At 69.3% G+C, this 19,284-nt stretch carries 17 protein-coding genes; 8 read left to right on the top strand and 9 right to left on the bottom strand.

Annotated features, from left to right (window positions below; all coding sequences use genetic code 11):
• Nucleotides 1–125: 125 nt before the first annotated feature.
• The 4 genes from cysN to cysC form a co-directional block, all read right to left on the bottom strand.
• A complete protein-coding gene (cysN, locus tag NOCA_RS22760; RefSeq protein ID WP_011757634.1) occupies nucleotides 126–1,424 on the bottom strand; it encodes a sulfate adenylyltransferase subunit CysN in 1,299 nt (432 codons plus the stop codon).
• Nucleotides 1,424–2,338: a sulfate adenylyltransferase subunit CysD gene (gene cysD / locus NOCA_RS22755; RefSeq protein WP_011757633.1), complete on the bottom strand. Its 915-nt coding sequence runs from the start codon at nucleotides 2,336–2,338 to the stop codon at nucleotides 1,424–1,426. The genes cysN and cysD overlap by 1 nt, the downstream gene beginning before the upstream one ends.
• 104 nt (nucleotides 2,339–2,442) lie before the next feature.
• Nucleotides 2,443–3,432: a sulfite exporter TauE/SafE family protein gene (locus tag NOCA_RS22750; RefSeq protein WP_011757632.1), complete on the bottom strand. Its 990-nt coding sequence runs from the start codon at nucleotides 3,430–3,432 to the stop codon at nucleotides 2,443–2,445.
• A gap of 49 nt (nucleotides 3,433–3,481) precedes the next feature.
• Nucleotides 3,482–5,494, bottom strand: coding sequence for an adenylyl-sulfate kinase (gene cysC, locus NOCA_RS26125; protein WP_011757631.1), 2,013 nt, complete (start codon nucleotides 5,492–5,494; stop codon nucleotides 3,482–3,484).
• 47 nt (nucleotides 5,495–5,541) lie between these two features.
• Here cysC and NOCA_RS22740 point away from each other — a divergent pair, with 47 nt between their 5' ends.
• Both NOCA_RS22740 and gmd read left to right on the top strand, forming a co-directional pair.
• Nucleotides 5,542–6,516, top strand: a complete 975-nt coding sequence (locus NOCA_RS22740) for an asparaginase (protein ID WP_011757630.1) — start codon at nucleotides 5,542–5,544, stop codon at nucleotides 6,514–6,516.
• Between the two features lie 222 nt (nucleotides 6,517–6,738).
• Nucleotides 6,739–7,761 carry a GDP-mannose 4,6-dehydratase gene (gmd, locus tag NOCA_RS22735; RefSeq protein ID WP_011757629.1) on the top strand — a complete coding sequence of 341 codons (1,023 nt, stop codon included), beginning with the start codon at nucleotides 6,739–6,741 and terminating at the stop codon, nucleotides 7,759–7,761.
• A gap of 1 nt (nucleotide 7,762) precedes the next feature.
• Here gmd and manA read toward each other — a convergent pair whose 3' ends face one another.
• On the bottom strand, nucleotides 7,763–9,001 hold the full coding sequence (gene manA / locus NOCA_RS22730; protein WP_011757628.1) for a mannose-6-phosphate isomerase, class I: 1,239 nt from the start codon (nucleotides 8,999–9,001) through the stop codon (nucleotides 7,763–7,765).
• A gap of 210 nt (nucleotides 9,002–9,211) precedes the next feature.
• Here manA and NOCA_RS22725 point away from each other — a divergent pair, with 210 nt between their 5' ends.
• Complete coding sequence (locus NOCA_RS22725; protein ID WP_011757627.1) at nucleotides 9,212–9,598, top strand: helix-turn-helix domain-containing protein; 387 nt, start codon at nucleotides 9,212–9,214, stop codon at nucleotides 9,596–9,598.
• Nucleotides 9,599–9,651: 53 nt separating this feature from the next.
• Nucleotides 9,652–10,311 carry a hypothetical protein gene (locus tag NOCA_RS22720; RefSeq protein ID WP_041546839.1) on the top strand — a complete coding sequence of 220 codons (660 nt, stop codon included), beginning with the start codon at nucleotides 9,652–9,654 and terminating at the stop codon, nucleotides 10,309–10,311.
• Nucleotides 10,312–10,414: 103 nt separating this feature from the next.
• Here the strand turns inward: NOCA_RS22720 and NOCA_RS22715 are convergent, their stop codons facing one another.
• From NOCA_RS22715 to NOCA_RS22700, 4 genes are all read right to left on the bottom strand, one after another.
• Nucleotides 10,415–11,983 carry an aldehyde dehydrogenase (NADP(+)) gene (locus NOCA_RS22715; protein WP_011757625.1) on the bottom strand — a complete coding sequence of 523 codons (1,569 nt, stop codon included), beginning with the start codon at nucleotides 11,981–11,983 and terminating at the stop codon, nucleotides 10,415–10,417.
• Between the two features lie 14 nt (nucleotides 11,984–11,997).
• Nucleotides 11,998–12,726, bottom strand: coding sequence for an SDR family NAD(P)-dependent oxidoreductase (locus tag NOCA_RS22710; RefSeq protein WP_197687737.1), 729 nt, complete (start codon nucleotides 12,724–12,726; stop codon nucleotides 11,998–12,000).
• Nucleotides 12,727–12,785: 59 nt separating this feature from the next.
• On the bottom strand, nucleotides 12,786–13,481 hold the full coding sequence (locus tag NOCA_RS22705) for a FadR/GntR family transcriptional regulator (RefSeq protein WP_197687736.1): 696 nt from the start codon (nucleotides 13,479–13,481) through the stop codon (nucleotides 12,786–12,788).
• Nucleotides 13,482–13,603: 122 nt separating this feature from the next.
• Nucleotides 13,604–14,560: a C-terminal binding protein gene (locus tag NOCA_RS22700; protein ID WP_011757622.1), complete on the bottom strand. Its 957-nt coding sequence runs from the start codon at nucleotides 14,558–14,560 to the stop codon at nucleotides 13,604–13,606.
• Nucleotides 14,561–14,617: 57 nt separating this feature from the next.
• On the opposite strand from NOCA_RS22700, the gene NOCA_RS22695 reads away from it, so the two are divergent.
• From NOCA_RS22695 to NOCA_RS22680, 4 genes are read left to right on the top strand one after another with little or no spacing between them, the layout of a single operon-like run.
• Nucleotides 14,618–15,703: a BMP family lipoprotein gene (locus NOCA_RS22695; protein ID WP_148217940.1), complete on the top strand. Its 1,086-nt coding sequence runs from the start codon at nucleotides 14,618–14,620 to the stop codon at nucleotides 15,701–15,703.
• Entirely contained in the window at nucleotides 15,700–17,247 is a 1,548-nt protein-coding gene (locus NOCA_RS22690; protein WP_011757620.1) for an ABC transporter ATP-binding protein, read from the top strand. Before NOCA_RS22695 ends, NOCA_RS22690 begins: the two co-directional genes overlap by 4 nt.
• Nucleotides 17,244–18,371: an ABC transporter permease gene (locus NOCA_RS22685; RefSeq protein WP_011757619.1), complete on the top strand. Its 1,128-nt coding sequence runs from the start codon at nucleotides 17,244–17,246 to the stop codon at nucleotides 18,369–18,371. The genes NOCA_RS22690 and NOCA_RS22685 overlap by 4 nt, the downstream gene beginning before the upstream one ends.
• Nucleotides 18,358–19,278 carry an ABC transporter permease gene (locus NOCA_RS22680; protein ID WP_011757618.1) on the top strand — a complete coding sequence of 307 codons (921 nt, stop codon included), beginning with the start codon at nucleotides 18,358–18,360 and terminating at the stop codon, nucleotides 19,276–19,278. The genes NOCA_RS22685 and NOCA_RS22680 overlap by 14 nt, the downstream gene beginning before the upstream one ends.
• The last annotated feature ends 6 nt before the right edge of the window (nucleotides 19,279–19,284 follow it).

The raw sequence follows: 19,284 nt of genomic DNA, 5'->3' as shown, positions 1-19,284 counted from the left end.
GACCCCCTGATCGCATCTCGTCCTTCGCGCACACCCTACGCAAGGTGGGCCAACGGCGGGCTGCTACTCCGGAAATGGCGAGTGGGCGCACCTCGGAGAGGTGCGTCCACTCGCAGGGTGGCGTTTCAGCTGCCGCTGTTGATCATCCCCGCGCCGACCGTCACGCCGGTCGCCTCGTCGATGAGGATGAACGACCCAGTCGCCCGGTTCTTCGAGTACGGGTCGCACAGCAGCGGCACCGTGGTGCGCAGCTGGACGCGGCCGATCTCGTTGAGGCCGAGCTCCTTGGTGTCCTGGTCGCGGTGCAGGGTGTTGACGTCCAGGCGGTACTGGATGTCCTTCACCAGAGTCCGGGCCGAGCGGGTGGTGTGCTTGATGGCGAGCTTCTGGCGGGGGCGGAGCGGCTCGTTGGTCATCCAGCAGACCATCGCGTCGACGTCCTGCGACGGCTTCGGGGCGTTCGCCGGACGGGCGATCATGTCGCCGCGGGAGACATCGACGTCGTCCTCGAGGCGGACCGTGACCGACATCGGCGGGAAGGCCTCGGTGACCTCCTGGTCGAACAGGTCGATGCCGGCGATCTTGGACGTCATGCCGGAAGGGAGCACGACAACCTCGTCGCCGGGCTTCAGGACGCCGCCCGCGACCATGCCGCCGTAGCCGCGGTAGTCGTGGTGGTCGTCGGACTTGGGGCGCACGACGTACTGCACCGGGAACCGGACGTCGACCAGGTCGCGGTCGGAGGCGACGTGGACGTGCTCGAGGTGGTGCATCAGCGTCGGGCCGGAGTACCAGGTCATGTTCTCCGAGCGCGTGACGACGTTGTCGCCCTGGAGTGCGGAGATCGGGATGACCTCGAGGTCAGGGATGTTCAGCTTCGTCGCGAACTGGGTGAACTCGGCATGGATCTTCTCGTAGACCTCCTGGGAGAAGTCGACGAGATCCATCTTGTTCACGGCCAGCACCAGGTGCGGGACCCGCAGCAGAGACAGGATCACCGCGTGCCGGCGGGACTGCTCGGTGAGGCCCTGGCGGGCGTCGACGAGCACGAGTCCTAGGTCGGCGGTCGAGGCGCCGGTGACCATGTTGCGGGTGTACTGCACGTGCCCCGGGGTGTCCGCGATGATGAACTTGCGCGTCGGGGTCGCGAAGTACCGGTAGGCCACGTCGATCGTGATGCCCTGCTCGCGCTCGGAGCGCAGGCCGTCGGTGAGCAGCGCGAGGTCGGTGTAGTCGTAGCCCTTCGACGCACTCGTCGCCTCGACCGCCTCGAGCTGGTCCTCGAAGATCGACTTGGAGTCCAGCAGCAGCCGCCCGATGAGGGTGGACTTGCCGTCGTCGACCGAGCCCGCGGTGGCGAACCGGAGCAGGTCCATGTCGCGGGTCTGCTCGGCCACCTCGGCCTTGGTGAGGTCGTCGCTCATCAGAAGTAGCCTTCCTTCTTCCGGTCCTCCATCGCTGCCTCGGAGAACCGGTCGTCGCCACGGGTGGCGCCACGCTCGGTGACGCGGGCGATGGCGATCTCGTCGATGATCTTGTCGATGGTGTCCGCCTCGGACTCCACACACCCGGTCAGCGTCAGGTCGCCGACCGTGCGGAACCGCACGGTGCGCTCCTCGACGGACTCGCCGGAACGCAGTGGGTTGAAGTCGGACTCGGTCAGGAACATCCCGTCGCGCTGGAAGACCCGGCGCTGGTGGGAGAAGTAGATCGAGGGGATCTCGATGCCCTCACGGCCGATGTAGTGCCAGATGTCCAGCTCGGTCCAGTTCGAGATCGGGAAGATCCGCATGTGCTCGCCCTCGTGCAGGCGGCCGTTGTAGAGGCTCCACAGCTCGGGACGCTGGTTCTTCGGGTCCCACTGGCCGAACTCGTCGCGGTGGGAGTAGACGCGCTCCTTGGCGCGGGCCTTCTCCTCGTCCCGGCGGCCGCCGCCGAAGGCGGCGGTGAAGCTGCCCTCCTCGAGGGCGTTGAGCAGGGTGCCGATCTGGAGCCGGTTGCGGCTGGTCTTGCCGTCGTCGACGACGATGCCGTCCGCGATCGCCTGCTCGACGCTGGCGACGATCAGGCGGACGCCGAGGCGGCTGACCCACTTGTCACGGCAGGCGATCACCTCGGGGAAGTCGTAGCCGGTGTCGACCTGCAGCACCGGGAATGGGATCTTCGCGGGGTAGAACGCCTTCTCCGCGAGCCGGAGCATCACGATCGAGTCCTTGCCGCCCGAGAACATCAGCACGGGCTTCTCGAACTCGGCAGCGACCTCACGGAAGATGTGAATCGACTCCGCCTCCAGCTGGTCGAGCTGACTCAGCTGGTAGTCGGCGTGGGTTTCGGTCATGACAGCCTTGAGGACCTCTCGTCGGGACAGCAGCCCACATCGTAGCCGCCGACCGCCGGACGGCCTCAAACCGGACAAATCCGAGTGGTTCAGGTCACTCTGGGTCAGGACCGGGGTCGGCGGAAGTTCGCGTCGTCGAGCTCCGCGACCGTCGGCGCCCCGAACATCGGGAGGCCCTGGCCCTTGCGCAGGATCCCCCAGATGATCGGCAGCGAGACCAGCAGCACCAGCCCGATCACCGCGATCAGGACCGGGTGGGTGGACTCCTTGCCCAGCGGCGCCCAGCCGGACTTGTCGAGGAGGGCGACTCCGGACATGGTCAGCACGATCACGATGCCGCGGCGGATCACCGACTGCGGGACTCGTGGGGCGATGCGGCTGCCGATGATGGTGCCGGGCACCGAGCCGAGCACCAGCGGGATCAGGATCTCCCAGTCCAAGCCGTTGATGACGATGTTCGAGATCGCGGCCGCCAGCACCAGCGGGACCGCCTGGACGAGGTCGGTGCCGACCAGCTTCACCGCCGACAGGCCGGGGTAGAGCATCAGCAGGGCGATCATGATCACCGAGCCGGAGCCGACGCTCGTCACGCCGACCAGCAGTCCGCCGAGGGCACCGACGCCCAGGGTGACCAGAGGCCGGATCGGCGGGTTCGGGTCGGCGTTCGCGGCACCGCCGCGGACCCGGCGCAGGTTGATGTAGAGCCGCAGCGCGTAGGTCGCCGCCGCCAGCAGCAGCGCGAACCCGATCGCCTCCTTGAGCAGAGTGTCGACGGACTCGGGTTCCTCGCCCGCGATCTGGTGGATCAGCCATGGCCCGAGCAACGCCATCGGTACCGAGCCGATGATCAGCCACTTGGCGAGCGAGAAGTTCGGCGACCCCTCGCGGGAGTGCACGATGGCGCCGCCGGACTTGTAGACCGCGGCCGCGGTCAGGTCGGCGGTGACGACCGTGGCCGCGTCGCCGACGCCGAGGAAGATGAGCGCGGGCGTCATCAGCGCGCCACCGCCCATACCGGTCAGGCCGACAACGACGCCGACGATGAAGCCGGCCGCGAGGATCGAGAAGAACGTCGTGGTGATGAGGTCGCTCATGAGCGGGCCCCGCCGACTCGGGTAGGGAGCGGTCGGGGTCGGGCCGGGGTCATAGGGAGATCTTCCTGGTTCCGGTGAGGGCGGGGACGACGACGCGCAGCAGCTCGTCGAGTGCGTCGGCACACACCGCCGCCACCTCGGGTCCTTGTCCGTACGGGTCGCCGACGTCCAGGGACGGATCGGCCTGGCCGCGTCGCTCGGCGACCGCGGCCAGCAGGTCATGGCCGGAGAGGTCGTCGCCGGACGCGCGGACGGCCTCGGCGAACTGACCGATCGTCAGCACCTTGCGGAAGCTCGCCGGGTGGTCGTCGAGGAGGAACTGCCGATGCGTCGACTCGGCGGTCAGTACCAGGTCGGCGTGGGGCATCAGGTCGCTGGAGAACGGCCGGCTGCGGAACCGGCTGACTCCTGCCACGCCACGGGCTCTCAGCGTCGCGGCCATGGTCGGGTCCATCTCGCGTCCGACGAAGCCGTGGGTGCCGGCGCTCGCGAACGTCACGTGGGTGCCGTGGCCGGCCAGGTGACGGGAGTAGAGCTCCATGAACGGGGAGCGGCAGATGTTGGCTGTGCAGATGTAGAGGACGCGAAGCGGGGTGCTGCGCTTGGGGGTGGACTTGTTCGAGGTTGCCTTGTCTGACCGGGACGGTCGTTGTCCGGCCGTCGGATCAAGGTCAGGAGGCCCTGCCTTCTCTTCCGGGGTCTCGACGACGCTCGCTGGCGCTCGCTGCTCGACCAACGGAGGGACGGCTGGCGCTCGCTGCTCGGCCAGCGGGGGGTCGGCTGGCGGTTGCTGCTCGACCGGCGGGGGGTCGGCTGGCGCTCGCTGCTCGACCACCGGGGGGGTGTCGGCCGGTGGGGTGTCGGTGAGGTCGAGGTGGCCGGAGGCGCGGAGGGCCTGGATCACGTCGTCGAGGGCGTCCCCGATGGTGCGGCCGGTGGTGTCGACGCGGACGTCGGCGTCCTCGGGCTCCTCGTAGGGGGAGGAGATGCCGGTGAACTCGGGGATCTCGCCGCGGCGGGCCTTGGCGTACAGGCCCTTGCGGTCGCGGCGCTCGCACTCCTCCAGCGGGGTGGCGACGTGCACGAGGAAGAACGCGCCCCCGGCGTCGCGGACCATCGCGCGGACCTGCTGGCGGGTCTCGTCGAACGGGGCGATGGGGCTGCACACGGCGACCCCGCCGTGGCGCGAGATCTCGGCGGCGACCCAGCCGATCCGACGGATGTTGGTCTCCCGGTCCTCCTTGGAGAAGGTCAGGCCGGCGGAGAGATTGCGGCGCACGACGTCGCCGTCGAGGCTCGTCACCGTGCGGCCGCCGTGCTCGAGCAGCCGGTCCATCAGCGCCCGCGCGAGCGTCGACTTGCCACTGCCCGAGAGGCCGGTGAAGAACAGGACCAGGCCCTGCTCGTCGGCCGCCGGACGGTCGAACGCCACGATCTCGGCCACCTCGGGCGGATAGTCGCCCGACGGGTCGTCGCTGACCCCGACCAGCGGATCCTCGCCGGCATAGTTGGCGACCACCTGGAGGCCCAGGTCATGGTCGACATCGGCGTCGCCACGGGTGGCCAGGGGGATCGCGACGACGTCCGCGTGCGGGAGGTACGTGGCGGCCGCGATCGTGGCCCGGATCAAAGCCACCGGTGACAGCTCGGGTGTGCCGTGGCCGACCAGGGGCAGCAGTACCACGGGGCCGACGGTCTTCAGGACCTCGAGCTGGGGCAGCGTCAGCGCATCGACGACCGGGACGAAGGTGCGCCCGGCGTACCGCTCCCTCGTCTGTGCAGGCGTCAGGTAGTAGCGACGGAACGGCCCGTACTGCGCGTGGGTGAGCGGGTCGATGGTGCCGGCCGGGATCTCGACCTGCGCCAACGGAAGGCCCTCGGGGTCGACCAGCTCGACCGCACCGGCGGCGCTCGCGGCGGCGGCGACGTCGTCGGGCAGGGTCAGGGTGACCGGGCTGCCCGGCTCGTTGAAGACGACCGTCGGCACCAGGGCACCGGTCACCAGGAGCTCGAGGTCGTCGAGCTCGCGGGGGGTGGGGCAGTACTGCGGGACGGGCGGCATCGGCACGGGAGTAATCGTGCCATCCCACTGAAGTTAATCTGCGGGCTATGTCTTCACCCGTTGTCGCCGAGGTCGTTCGTTCCGGGTTCGTGGAGGGCCACCACTACGGCTCCCTGGTCGCGCTGGCCGCTGACGGGTCCGTCGACTGGCGGGTCGGCGAGGTCGAGGCTCCGGTGCTGCCACGCTCGTGCAACAAGCCGGTGCAGGCGCTCGGCATGGTGCGGCTGGGCCTCGACCTGCCGCCTGAGCTGCTGGCGCTGGCGTGCGCGTCGCACTCGGGCGAGCAGATCCACCTCGAGCGCGTGCAACGGATCCTGGCCGGTGCCGGGCTGGACGAGTCCGCGCTGCAGATGCCGCCGGACTATCCGCTCGACGACGACGAGCGGGATGCGGTCCTGCGGGCCGGGGGCGGGCGCACGTCGCTGCAGATGAACTGCTCGGGCAAGCACGCGGCGATGCTGGCCACGTGCGTGCTGAACGGGTGGGACACCGCGACGTACCTCTCACCCGACCATCCGCTCCAGCAGGGGATCCGGACGACCTTCGCCGAGCTCACCGGCGAGCCGGTGGTCGTCGACGCCACCGACGGCTGTGGCGCGCCGCTGCTGTCCACGTCCCTCGTCGGCCTGGCGACGGCGTTCCGGCGGATCGCGCTGGGGGTCGACGGTGCTGGGCATCCGGACGCCGGCGCGGCGCGGATCGCGGACGCGATCCGGCGGCACCCGGAGCTCGTGTCGGGCACCCGCCGTGACGAGCGGGCCCTGCTCACCGCGATCCCGGGCGCGATCGGGAAGGCCGGAGCGGAGTCGTGCTACGCGGTCGCGCTGCCCGATGGTCGGGCGTTCGCGCTGAAGACCGATGACGGGGCTGCGCGGGCGCGGCCGGTGCTGATGGCGGCTGCGCTGGTGCGGTCCGGCGTGGACCGGGAATCGGGTGTTGACGGCGAGGCGGTGCGGCGGACCGGGGAGTCGGTGCTGCTCGGCGGCGGGAAGCCGGTGGGGGAGATCCGGGCCTGCTTCTGAGGTGTCAGCGCCCTGCGTGGGTGCGGGGATCTCGACGACGCTCGCTGGCGCTCGCTGCTCGATCACCGGGGACGCAGCTCGATCACCGGGGGCCTGGCTTGGTTGCGCCCGCTGCTCGATCACCAGAGGTGGATGCTCGTCGCTGGCGCTCCTCGCACCTCAAGCACCGCGGTTCGCTCGCACCTCACCCACCGTGAACGCCGGTGTGGAACGATTCTGGGCGTGGCGAAGACGGCGTTGATCACGGGGATCACGGGGCAGGACGGGTCCTACCTGGCCGAGCTGTTGCTGGCCAAGGGCTACGTGGTGCACGGGCTGCGGCGGCGGTCGTCGACGTTCAACAGCTCGCGGATCGAGCATCTCTACCAGGACCCGCACGACCCGGACACGCGGTTGTTCCTGCACTACGCGGACCTCACGGATGCCGCGAACCTGATCCGGCTGCTGCACCGGATCCAACCGGACGAGGTCTACAACCTCGCCGGGCAGTCGCACGTGGGCGCCAGCTTCGACGAGCCCGAGCACACGGCGATCACGACGGGCGTCGGCCCGCTGACGCTGCTGGAGGCGATCCGCACGGTCGGGATCGACTGCCGCTTCTACCAGGCATCCAGCTCGGCGATGTACGGCGCCGCGACCGGGGCGCAGGACGAGTGCTCGCCGTTCCGTCCGCTCTCGCCCTACGGCGCCGCGAAGCTGCACGCGTACTGGTCGACGGTGACCTATCGCGAGGGCTACGGGATGTTCGCGGTCAGCGGCATCCTCTTCAACCACGAGTCGCCCCGGCGCGGAGAGACCTTCCTGACCCGGAAGGTGACCCGTGCAGTGGCACGGATCCAGGCGGGGCTCGATGACTTCCTCTATCTCGGGAACCTCGAGCCCACCCGCGACTGGGGCTACGCCCCGGAGTACGTCGAGGGGATGTGGCGGATGCTGCAGGCCGACGAGCCGGACGACTACGTGCTGGCGACCGGCACGTCGTACAGCGTCCGCGACTTCGTGGTCGCGGCCTTCGAGCACGCCGGCCTCGACTGGGAGAAGCACGTGCGACGCGACGAGCGCTACGTGCGGCCGAACGAGAACCCGTCGCTGGTCGGCGACGCGTCCAAGGCCGAGGCGAGACTCGGCTGGAAGGCGCACGTGAACGCGGACGAGCTCGTGCGGCTGATGGTCGACGCCGACGTCCAGGCAGTGGCCAGCGAGGGCCGGCCCTGGATCGACACCCCGCCGCCGAGCGTGGGCTGAGCTACGCCGGCACCGCACCGATCGCGACGCGGCCGTCGCCGCCAATCCGCAGCGGGCCGGCGTCGTGGGGCACGAACAGCGCCTCCCCCTGCACGAGGCGCTCGTCCGCGCCGCCCGCGTGCAGCGACACCTCGCCCTCGAGGGCCAGCACGATGCGTGGCCCCTCGTCGGCGACGCCCGCGAGGGGGGCGCTGCCGACGTAGAGCCTGAACTCGTCGACCGGCGGGTCGAAGCAGAGCACGCCCTCGCCCACCTCGGTCGGAGCCCACAGCGGCGGCGGGGTCGGCATGAAGCTGGCGATGTGCAGGAGCTCCGGGACGTCGACGTGCTTGGGCGTGAGGCCGGCCCGGATCACGTTGTCGGAGGCCGCCATGACCTCGATGCCGAAGCCCGAGGTGTACGCGTGGACCACGCCCGCGCCGAGGAACATCGCCTCGCCGGGGGCCAGCACGACATGGTTGAGCAGCAGCGTGACCAGGACGCCCGGGTCGTGGGGATAGCGGGCGGCGAGTGAGGTGGTCTGCGCGAACACGCGAACCGCCTCGCGCTCGACACTGGTGCGGTCCAGGCTCCGCCGGGTGGACGGGTTGTGGCCGAGGTGGCCGCGCTCCTCGGCACGCCGAGCCGCGTCTGCGAGGTCGGCCAGCGCGATCCCGAGGGCGACCGACCCCATGGCGAGGAGGTCGGTGACGACGGCGTGCAGTGCCTGGAAGGCCGGCCCCTCGGTGAGTCGGCGGGCGGTCTGCTCGGCCCAAGGGGTGCCGAGCAGGCGCAGGATCGTCGCCGTCTTGTCGACGTCGCGGAATCCCGCCATCCCCTCGAACCGGGTCACGGCGAAGATCAGCTCGGGCTTGTGGAAGGGGTCCCGGTAGTTGCGCTCAGGGGCGTCAACCGGGATCCCGGCGGCCTCCTCCTCGGCGAAGCCGATCCGGGCCCGTTCGCTCGTGGGGTGCACCTGGAGGGACAGCGGCTCGGAGGCGGCCAGGGTCTTCATCAGGAAGGGCAGCCGCTCGCCGAACCGGGTGCGGGTCTGGGCACCCACGGCGGCATCGGGCTGGTCCACGATCAGCTCGCCGAGCGTCCGTCCGTCGACCAGCCGCGAGGGAGCGCCGGGATGCGCCCCGATCCAGAGCTCGGCGTGGGGCCGTCCGTCCGGCTCCTGCCCGAGGAACCGGGGAATCAGGGTCGGCGAGCCCCAGGCGTAGTCGCGCGTGCTGCACGCCAGGCGGTACATCGGCATCAGTCCGATCGTGGGGACATTGGTCGTCGAGACGCTGGATTCGGGCGGTCGTTCGCATCATAGGGCCCGATGCGAGAGATCGTCCCGACCTTGGTGCTTGCTCAGGGAAGCGCAACGTCGTACGAGATTCATCAACATCCACAGAGAAATGTGGACTGGATCACCGCGTCCTGACTTGAAAGTGCTAGCAACAGCAAGCACCATGGAGACATGGCACGCAGCAAGGTCGGTCGCACCGTCGAGGGGCTCGGTGAGTACCTCAAGGAGCAGCGCGTCGCCGCCGAGCTGTCCGTGCGTCAGCTCGCCGCTCAGGCCGGGGTATCCAACCCGTACCTGAGCCAGATCGAGCGAGGTCTGCGACGCCCCTCGGCCGAGGTGCTCCAGCAGATCGCCAAGGCGCTGCGCATCTCCGCCGAACAGCTCTACATCCGCGCCGGCATCGTCGACCCGCACGCGGGGTCGCCCGGCTCGGTCGAGCTGGCGATCCTCGGTGACAGCAAGCTCACCGAACGGCAGAAGCAGTCCCTGCTCGACGTCTACTCGTCGTTCCTCGCCCTGAACAAGGCGAGCGACGACACCGACGGACCGGCGAGCTGAACCCAGGGCCCGGTGCCGTGCCGGGTCCACACCCAACCGAAGGAGCAAAGGACATGGCCAAGGCCAAGTTCGACATCAAGACCGAGGCGACCCGCCCGCTCTACGCCGGGGTTGGCGTCACCGACCTCGCCGTCGAGCGTGTCCGTGAGTACGTGGCCGACGTGCAGAAGCGCTTCACCGAGGCGCAGAAGGACGTCCAGGCCCGCGTGAAGGACTTCGACTTCGAGCCCGAGGCCCTGCGCAAGCAGACCGTCACCTTCGTCAACGAGCGCGTCGAGGCGATCACCAAGGACGCCAAGGCCCGCCGCGCCGCGATCGAGGCCAGGGTCGAGGAGCTCCAGGCCGACGCCAAGGAGATCCCGGGCCGGCTGCAGCACCTGTTCGACGAGAACATCGATTCGGTCAACGAGACCTACGCCGACCTCGCCAAGCGGGGCGAGACGCTGGTCGAGCGGATCCGCCGCCAGCAGTCGACCAAGAAGACCGTGACCTCCGCCAAGACCACCTCGGCCAAGGCGAAGACCACCAAGACGCAGACGGCCAAGGCCACCAAGACGACGGCCAAGAAGACCGCGAAGAAGGCGTCCACGACCGCGAGGAAGTCGTCCACGGCGCCGAAGAGCAGCGCCAAGGCCACCACGACCGCGGCCAAGAAGACCGCCGCCAACGCTGCGGACGCCACCACCGACGCCGCGTCGAAGGTGGGCGACTGACGACCAGCTGATGCTGTTCTGATCATCGAGACCGCGAGGCCCCCGGGAGGCATGAGCCCCCGGGGGCCTCGCGACGTCGGGACCCGATCTGGTCAGGCATGCCTCACGTCTGCGGCATCCCATTCAGGCGACGGGGCAGGTGCCAGGGGTTATCCACCCGCAGTGGCTCGGGAAGTAGCGACGCCGGCAGGTTCTGGTAGCTGACCGGCCGGAGAAAGCGTTGGATCGCGAGCGTGCCGACCGAGGTCGTCATCGCATTACTGGTAGCGGGGAACGGGCCACCGTGCACCATGGCGTGGGTGACCTCGACCCCGGTCGGCCACCCGTTGAAGAGGATGCGCCCGGCCATGGTCTCGAGCACGGGCAGCAGGTCGGCCGCGAGGGCCTGATCACCGATCGCCGCATGAATGGTCGCGGTCAGCTGTCCCTGCATCTCCCGCAGCGTCTCGCGTAGCTCGGCCTGGTCGTCGTAGGTGACGACGAGGGCTGCGGCGCCGAAGACCTCCTCCTGCATGTCCGGTGAATCGCGGAAGTGCGCAGCAGTGGTCGTGAAGAGCGCCGGGGCGGGTGCGTTGAGCGTCGCCCCCTCAGCACCGGTCGCAACCTGGGTGACCCCGGCGTCAGCTAGTCGTTCGAGACCCTCCGTATAGGCGGCGGCGATATTCGCCGAGAGCATCGTCTGGCCGACGGATTCCCGGAGGAGCTCGCCGACAGCCTCGACGAACCTTGCCTGGCCGGCGGGGACGAAGATGAGCCCGGGATTGGTGCAGAACTGGCCGGCACCCAGCGTCAGCGATCCGACGAAGCCCGTGGCGAGCGCCTCGGCACACTCGGCGACCGCACCCGGCAGAAGGATCACGGGATTGATGCTCGACATCTCGGCGTACACCGGAATGGGCTCCGGACGAGCCGCGGCCGTGGCCATCAGTGCGGTGCCGGCGGCCTGTGAGCCGGTGAACGCGATGGCCTTGATGGCCGGGTCCTGGGCGAGGGCTTGCCCGACGGCGCTGCCTGCGCCGAAGATGATCGAGAAGACGCCGGCGGGCAACCCCGACTGGGCGACCGCATCGGAGATCGCGCGGCCGGCGAGTTCGGCGGTGCCCGCGTGGGAGTTGTGCGCCTTCACGATCACGGGGCAGCCGGCGGCCAACGCCGATGCCGTGTCACCTCCGGCGGTGGAGAACGCCAGCGGGAAGTTGCTCGCGCCGAATACCAGGACCGGGCCGATGGAGATCTGGCGCTGACGGATATCCGGCGCTGGGATCGGCTGGCGGTCTGGTTGCGCCTCGTCGATGCGTACGCCGTGGTGTTCGCCCAGGCGGACCTCGCGTGCGAACAGGCGGAGCTGGTTGACAGTACGGGCGTGCTCGCCGAACAGCCGCGCTTCCGTCAGACCGGACTCCAGGACGGCGCGGGCGACGATGGCGTCCCTCGCCGCGTCGAGGTTGTCCGCGATGAGGTCGAGGAACGCAGCCCGCTCGCTCGGGGAGGTAGCCCGGTAGGGCTCGAAGGCTTCAGTCGCGGCGCGGGTCGCGGCGGCGAGGTCCTCGGGGCCCGCGTAACCGAACTCGGGGCCGAGAGCCTCGCCCGTGGCGGGGTTGTGGGCACGCGTGCTGCCAGCAGTGCCGACGACCGACCTGCCTGCGATGAGCGAGGCACCTGTGGGGGTCACGGTTGTTCCTTTCGTCAAGAGGCGAGCCAGCCACCGTCTACGTTGATGAGCTGGCCGGTGAGGTATCGCGAGGCATCACTGAGCAGGAACACCACGGCGCCACCGAGGTCGGCGGGCGTGCCAAGGCGACCCGCCGGGATGCGCCCGAGGATCCGTGCGCGGTTGGCCGGGTCCGTGAACAGATCGTCGGTGAGCTGTGTGTGGAAGTACCCCGGTCCGACCACGTTGGCGCGTTGGCCATGGGCTGCCCACTCGGTCGACAGCACCCGAGCCATGCCCAGCAACGCGGTCTTGGATGCCGCGTAGGGGGAGATCCGCGGGAGCCCGATCGTGCTGTTGAGCGAGCCGATGAAGACGTGAGAGCCCGGGCGACCTTCCCCCTGCTGCCGCCTGGCCACGGCCGTGCTGAGGAAGAAGGGGGCTTCCACGTTCATCCGCTGCACCCACCGCCAATCGTCGACCGTCACGTCGACGGCCGCCTTGCGAAGCTGAACGCCGGCGACGTGGACGATCCCGTCGATCGGCGCCGACTCGGAGAGGTCATCGACGAGACGGTCGAGCGATTCGGTGTCGGAGAGGTCGGCGGTGACGACGCGGCAGGTGCCGCCCGTGCGCGCGATCAGGTCGGCGGTAGCGTGCAGCTGGTCCTTGGAGCGGGCGACGACGGTGACCGCCGCGCCGGAGAGCGCTGCCGAGACGGCGATTCCCTGGCCCAGCCCCCGACCGCCGCCGGTGACGACCACGTGCTTGTCGGTCAGGCTGAAGTGCTCGGGCGAGGCCGCCAGGAGGTCGAGATCGTCACTCATGGCCTCTCTCCGTCCTGGCTGGGATCCGGCTGCTCGGAATCGGCCACGAGGTCACGCCTGGTATCGAGGATGCGTTGCAGGTGCAGTCGGCTGAGTTCGCTCGCGCGGTCGCCATCGCGGGCGAGGACCGCGTCGGCGATGGCGCGGTGCTCGTCGAGCGTGCACGAGCGCGCCGCCTCGTAGCCCAAGCTCGAGCTGTAGGCACTCCGCAGGTAGTCGTTGACGGGGTTGGCGACGAACTCGAAGAACGGGTTGTGGACGCATCGAGCGATCAACGCATGGAAGGCTAGGTCGGCCTCGAGCGCCTTCTGCTGGCTTTGTCCGGCGAGTGCGAAGTTGTCGAGCGCTGCGAGCAGCTCTTCGGCGTCCTCCTGGGTGTGCCGCTCGGCGGCCAGCCGGGCCATTCCGACCTCCAGCACCAGCCGCATCTCCATGAGATCTCGGAAACTGCCGGCCTTGAGCTCCAGCATGAGCTCGTACTGGCGGGCAATGCTGGTGCCGTTGAACTCGGCCACCAGCATGCCTCGGCCCGGGCTGATCTCGACCAAGCCGCGCTCGACCAGGAGCCGGCCCGCCTCACGAACGACCGACCGACTGACGCCGTAGCGCTCGACCAGCTCGGGCTCCGTGGGGAGCTTGTCGCCCGGATTGAGGTCGGAGGAGACGACGAAGTCCTTGATCGCGTCGGCCACGTCCTCCGACAACCGGCGGCGCGCGAACTTCGTGGGCTGAGGGAGTCGGTGAGTGGGGGTCTGCTGGCTCATGGAGCCCTCCTGGGATCGGATTCGGGCATGCGGTGCGGCCGACGCTGGGACTAGGTAAGCGGACAGCGGAGCCGGTCGCCGCGCAACGCACGCCCGGCTTCCTCGGCGGCGAGTAGCTGCAGGCGGTCGAGTGAGTCCTCGTCGTAGAACGCCGCGTGGGGGGTGAGGAGCACCTCGTCACGGTTGCGTAGCGGCGACTCGACCGGGACGGGCTCGGGATCCGTCACGTCCAGGGCCACCGCCGCGATCCGCCCCTCGTCGAGGGCTCGCACGAGCGCCGCCTCGTCGACCAACGATCCCCGCGCGGTGTTGACCAGCACGGTCCCCGGCTGCACGGCCCGGAAGAACTCCTCGCCGATCATGCCGCGGGTCTCTGCGTTGCTGGGGGCGTGGAGCGAGATGGCGTGCGCCTGCTGAGCCAACTCCAGCAACGAGACCGGGGTGACGTCGCGCTCCACGAAGACCTCGGGGTCGCAGAGTGGGTCGTAGGCCACGAAGCTGAACCCGAAGGGCCGGAGTCGGTCGTGGACTGCCTGGGCGATCCGGCCCATGCCGACCAGGCCCACCACGCTCGAGCGCATTCCGCGGATCGCCCCGATGTCGCCGGGACGCACCCAGCGTTCGGTGCGGATGCGGCCGCTGTAGATGGGCAGTCGCCGGGCGAGTGCAAGCAGCGAGGCGCTGGCGTGGTCGGCGACGGTCTCGACGCCGTAGTCGGGAACGTTGGCGACGTGGATGCCGAGTTCGCGTGCGGCCGGCACGTCCACGTTGTCATAACCGATGCCGTAGCGCACGACGGTCCCGCCGGACCGCATCCCGGCAAGGACCTCGCGGGTCATCGGCGCGAAGTTGACGAAGGCCACGTCCGCTCCGGCAGTGGCCGCCTTGGCATCCTCGACGGTGGTGGCGGCAAAGCAGGCGAAGGAGGCGCCGTGCGCGGCGGCCACCGCCTGCTCGTGCCGGACGCTGCGGAATGCGTGGTCGGTGACCACGACACGCTTGGCCATCTGCGCCTCTCTGAATGTCTTCCTGGAGTGCCGGGGAAGAGCTCTCCAAATCAAGTGTTGATCAGATCATATGATGAATGTACCATCCTGCCAACCCGAAAGTGTGAGCCGCGCAACACAGGCTCCGGCGCGAAGGAGAATCCCATGAAGTTGAAGGCCACGTGGACGGCGCTCAGCGCCGTCGCCCTGGGGTTGGCGCTGGCCGCGTGCGGCGGCCAAGCACCCACGACGGGCTCCGCGGATGACGGCGACGCCCTGAAGGTCGGCATCTTCGTCGACAATGCCTTCGGCGATGGCGACTTCTTCGACCAAGCCGCCAAAGCCGAGGAACCGCTCAAGACCGAGCAGGGCGCCACCGTCGAAACCTATGAGGGCCAGCTCCAGGCGCAGAACTTCGAACCGCTGCTGCAGGACGCTGCCGACGCGAACGACCTCGTCTTCGTGCTCGGCTTCGAGGCGATCGACGCCATGGTCAAGGTCGCCGGCGAGAACCCCGACACCACGTTCGTCTTCATCGACGGCGTCGTGGACAGCCCGGAGGTCGTCTCGGCGGAGTTCCGCACAGCCGAGGGCTGCTTCATGGCCGGCGCACTGGCCGCGACCGTCAACCAGTCGGCCAGCAGCGACACGGCCGGCTTCATCGGCGGCGTCAACGCGCCGGTGATCAAGAACTGCGAGTCTGGCTACACGCAGGGCGTCACCGCCGTGGACCCCGACCAGAGCGTGGCTGCTCAGTACGCCGGCTCGTTCGTCGACCCTGCCAAGGGCAAGGAGATCACCATCGCCTTGGGCAACAAGGGCGCGCATGCGGTGTTCGCCTACGCCGGCCTGACCGGTGCCGGCTCGTTCAATGCCGCCAAGTCGGGCACCGATGTCGCACCCATCGGGGTGGTCGCCGATAAGAGCAGTCTGGCTCCCGGCAAGAGCCCCGGCACGTTGGAGATGGGCGTGGACTCGGTCATCTTGCAGACCGCCGAGAAGTACGCCGCCGGTCAGCTGGAGAAGGGCACCTCGTCCAGCTTCGGTTTCGCCGAGGGTGGCTGGGCGATGATCTACGACGACTCGCTCGTCGACGCTGACCAGCAGGCCGCGCTGGAGAACCTGCAGCAGGGCATCGTCGATGGCGAAGTGACGATCAAGTGAGCAGCGCTGAGCGCTCCCGTCCGGTCTTGGAGCTGGATGGGATCACCAAGCGTTTCGGCAGTGTCACGGCCAACGAGGACGTCACCTTCGACCTGAGGGCGGGAGAGATCCACGCCCTCGTCGGGGAGAACGGCGCCGGGAAGACCACGCTGATGCGGATCCTCTACGGAATGTACTCCCGTGACGGCGGGACGATCCGCGTCGACGGACAGGCGGTGGACTTCCGCAAGCCGGCCGACTCCATCGGTCATGGGATCGGGATGGTCCACCAGCACTTCATGCTGGTGCCCAGCTTCACGGTCGCGGAGAACCTCACCCTTGGTGCGGAGCCCGGCGGCCGGGGCCGCTACCGGCGCAAAGCTGCCGAGGAAGCGGTGCGATCGCCGATGCAGAGGCTGGGTGTGCAGTTCGATCCCAGCCTCAAGGCCGGCTCGCTCAGCGTGGCGCGGCAGCAGCAGGTCGAGATCATGAAGGTGCTCTACCGTGGCGCCCGGATCATCATCCTGGACGAGCCGACGGCGGTCTTGACGCCGCAGGAGACCGAGGAGCTGTTCCGCCTCCTGCGTCGTCTCGCCGATGGCGGCGACTCGATCATCTTCATCTCCCACAAGCTGCGCGAGGTGTTCGCGATCGCGGACCGGATCACGGTGCTGCGGCAGGGTCGCACGATCAGCACCCACGAGTGCGCGAGCACCACGCCGGGAGAGATCGTCGCTCACATGACCGGTCGCGAAGGGGTCAACCTCGGGCGGGTCGAGAGGGAGGCCACGGCGGCAGGCGTGGTGCTGCGCGCCGCCGACCTGTCCACGGCGGCGCGCGGTCACGACGCCGCGCTCGACCGGGTCTCCCTGGAGGTCCGATCCGGCGAGATCGTCGGCATCGCCGGCGTGGAGGGCAACGGCCAGTCGGTGCTCGCCGAAGCCCTGATGGGCACGACGCCCCTCGCCCAAGGCCGGATCGAGCTCAACGGTCTCGACATCACCGACCGGACGGTGGCCCATCGGCGCGACCTCGGCCTGGCCTACGTCCCAGAGGACCGCCACCTCCAAGGCGTGCCGATCAACGGCACGGTCATCGAGGGCCTGGCAGCCGGCCGGATACGGAAGATGCCTCGCGGGAAGGCCCTCGGGCTGGCCTTCCCCCATGCGTTGCGCAGCTGGGTGGGCGACATGATCACCAAGTACGGCATCCGCACCCGCGACGCCGATGCCCACTGCGGCACCCTCTCCGGTGGCAATCAGCAGAAGGTCGTGATCGCCCGCGAGTTGGAGGAGGAGCCCGACTGCCTGCTGCTGTGCCAACCCACACGAGGCGTCGACCTGGGCGCGATCGAGTCGATCTACTTCCAGATCGCCAAGGCCACGACCCGCGGCTGCGCCGTACTGCTCGTGTCCGCCGACCTCGACGAGATCTTCCGCCTCGCCGACCGCGTGCTAGTCATGTTCGACGGCCGGGTCGTTGCCGACGTACGGGTGGAAGAGACCACGCGCGAAGAGCTCGGCATGTACATGATGGGAACTCACGGGGACGGCGTGGCCGCATGACGACCACCACCGACTCCACAGCCACGGACAGGGCTGCCAGGCGATCGGTGGCCCGGGTGTGGCTACGCTCACGCTTCCCGTCCGCGGCCTTCATCGTGGCCACCGGCCTGCTGATGGCCTCGGTGCTGATCCAGTTGCAGGGATATCAGCCCGTCCCGACCATCTGGGCCGGCGTTGAGTACGCCGTCGGCGACCCGGTCAGCATCGCCCGCACCCTGGTCTGGGGCGTCCCGCTCTACGTCGCCGGGCTAGGCGTCGCCTTGGCCTTCCGGGCGGGCATGTTCAACCTCGGCGCCGAGGGCCAGATCTACGCGGGGGCCATGGCCGCCGCCCTCACCGGCGCCTACATCGGGCCGATCTTCACCGGCCTCCACCTCCTGCTCGCCGTCATGGCGGCGGCCGTCGCCGGTGGCCTCATCGCGGCCGCGCTCGGCTGGCTGCGGGCGGCCTGGGGCGTCGACGAGGTGCTCTCCACCCTGCTGTCCAACTATATCGTGGTCCTCTTCTGCGCCTACCTGGCCACCGGACCGCTCAAGGACCCGAGCCGGCAGAGTGGCACGACCAAGGAGGTCCATGACACGGCGATGTTCCCAGAGCTCGCCGCTCGTACCGGCCTGACCGGCGCGGTCTTCGTCGTCATCGCGCTCGGCATCGCAGTGTGGTGGGTCAGCGAGCGCTCCGTCGCCGGCTACCGCTGGCGGATGACGGGCGAGAGCCCCCACTTCGCCCAAGCGGTCGGCATCTCGGTGTTCCGCTCCAGGGTGATGTCGATGCTCGTGAGCGGCGCCCTGTGCGGCGTGGCCGGTGCGTTGCTGGTCACCGCCTCCCAGGGACGGTTCTGGACCGAGATCGGGTCCGGCATCGGATGGGACGCCGTGCTGGTCGCCCTGATCGGCCGCGCCCGCATCATCCCCACCATGGGCTGGGTCACGATCTACTGCCTCATGCGCGGCATGGCCCGTGGCATCGAGCAGGTCTCCACGGTGCCGGCAGAGCTCTCGCTGATCCTCATCGGCGGCATCATCATCGCCGCGTCCGCGCGTCTCGGCCTGGTCAGGTCGTTCGAGTCGCTGCGGCGCCGGTTCGCTTTCGCACGGAAGGGGCACCCGCATGGAGTGGCTTGATGCGTTCCTGGCCTCCGGGATCCGATTCACCACCCCGATCCTCCTGGCCGGGCTCGGCTGCCTCGCAACGGCCTGGACCCGCGACCTGAACGTCGGACTCGAAGGTGCGATGATCTTCGCCGCCTTCTTCGGCGTCGTCATCGGCCTGTCCACGAGTTCCTGGGTGCTCGCGGTCGTGCTGACGATCCTGCTCGGTGCGGTCTCCGGCCTGCTCTTCGGCGTCGTGGTCACGGTGCTTCGGGTCAACGTCTTCGTCGCTGGGATCGTCCTCAACGTCCTCGGGGCGGGAGGCACGGTCTATCTGCTGCGATCCATGTACGGCGTCAAGGGGACCCTCGCCGACGAGGGCATTCCCGCCATGGCTCGCTTCGACATCCCGGTGGTCAAGGACATTCCCGTGCTGTCGGGCCTGGTCTCGGGACACACGGCGTTGACCTACCTCAGCTGGATCCTCACCGTGCTGGTCGGCCTGGCCGTGGTGCACTCGGTGGCGGTCCGGCGGCTGAAGGCCGCCGGCGAGCACCCGGACGCGCTGGCGACCGCCGGTGGCAGCGTGACCTGGATGCGCATCGCCGCCCAATCCTGGTGCCTGGCCCTGTGCGGCCTGGCTGGTGTCCAACTCAGCCTGGGCCAGCTCTCCCTGTTCACCGAGGGTATGACCAGCGGCATGGGCTTCGTGGCTCTGGCCGCCGTCATCTTCTGCCGGGGCCGGCTCGTGCTCCTGGCCGTCATGTGCTTCGTCTTCGGCCTGTCCTCGGCGGCTGGCGTTCAGATCAGCGAGGACGTGATGCCGCCCCAGTTCGCCCAGATGATCCCTTACGTCGTGGCGCTGCTCGGCCTCGTGGTACTCGCCAAGCGCTCACCCGAGGGCCAGCTGCGCATCGCGACACCGACCATGGAGAGCTAGGAGAGT

The organism is Nocardioides sp. JS614, from assembly GCF_000015265.1.
Taxonomy (GTDB): domain Bacteria; phylum Actinomycetota; class Actinomycetes; order Propionibacteriales; family Nocardioidaceae; genus Nocardioides.
Note: the sequence above shows the minus strand (reverse complement) of the source record. Positions and strands in the feature narration are given on the sequence as shown.

Coding starts and splice junctions, on each gene's coding strand:
- manA (WP_011757628.1), bottom strand. CDS start 9,001: ATGCCGATGTACCGCCTGGCGTGCAGCACGCGCGACTACGCCTGGGGC.
- NOCA_RS22750 (WP_011757632.1), bottom strand. CDS start 3,432: ATGAGCGACCTCATCACCACGACGTTCTTCTCGATCCTCGCGGCCGGC.
- NOCA_RS22680 (WP_011757618.1), top strand. CDS start 18,358: ATGGAGTGGCTTGATGCGTTCCTGGCCTCCGGGATCCGATTCACCACC.
- cysD (WP_011757633.1), bottom strand. CDS start 2,338: ATGACCGAAACCCACGCCGACTACCAGCTGAGTCAGCTCGACCAGCTG.
- NOCA_RS22685 (WP_011757619.1), top strand. CDS start 17,244: ATGACGACCACCACCGACTCCACAGCCACGGACAGGGCTGCCAGGCGA.
- NOCA_RS22720 (WP_041546839.1), top strand. CDS start 9,652: ATGGCCAAGGCCAAGTTCGACATCAAGACCGAGGCGACCCGCCCGCTC.
- cysC (WP_011757631.1), bottom strand. CDS start 5,494: ATGCCGCCCGTCCCGCAGTACTGCCCCACCCCCCGCGAGCTCGACGAC.
- NOCA_RS22740 (WP_011757630.1), top strand. CDS start 5,542: ATGTCTTCACCCGTTGTCGCCGAGGTCGTTCGTTCCGGGTTCGTGGAG.
- cysN (WP_011757634.1), bottom strand. CDS start 1,424: ATGAGCGACGACCTCACCAAGGCCGAGGTGGCCGAGCAGACCCGCGAC.
- NOCA_RS22725 (WP_011757627.1), top strand. CDS start 9,212: ATGGCACGCAGCAAGGTCGGTCGCACCGTCGAGGGGCTCGGTGAGTAC.
- NOCA_RS22700 (WP_011757622.1), bottom strand. CDS start 14,560: ATGGCCAAGCGTGTCGTGGTCACCGACCACGCATTCCGCAGCGTCCGG.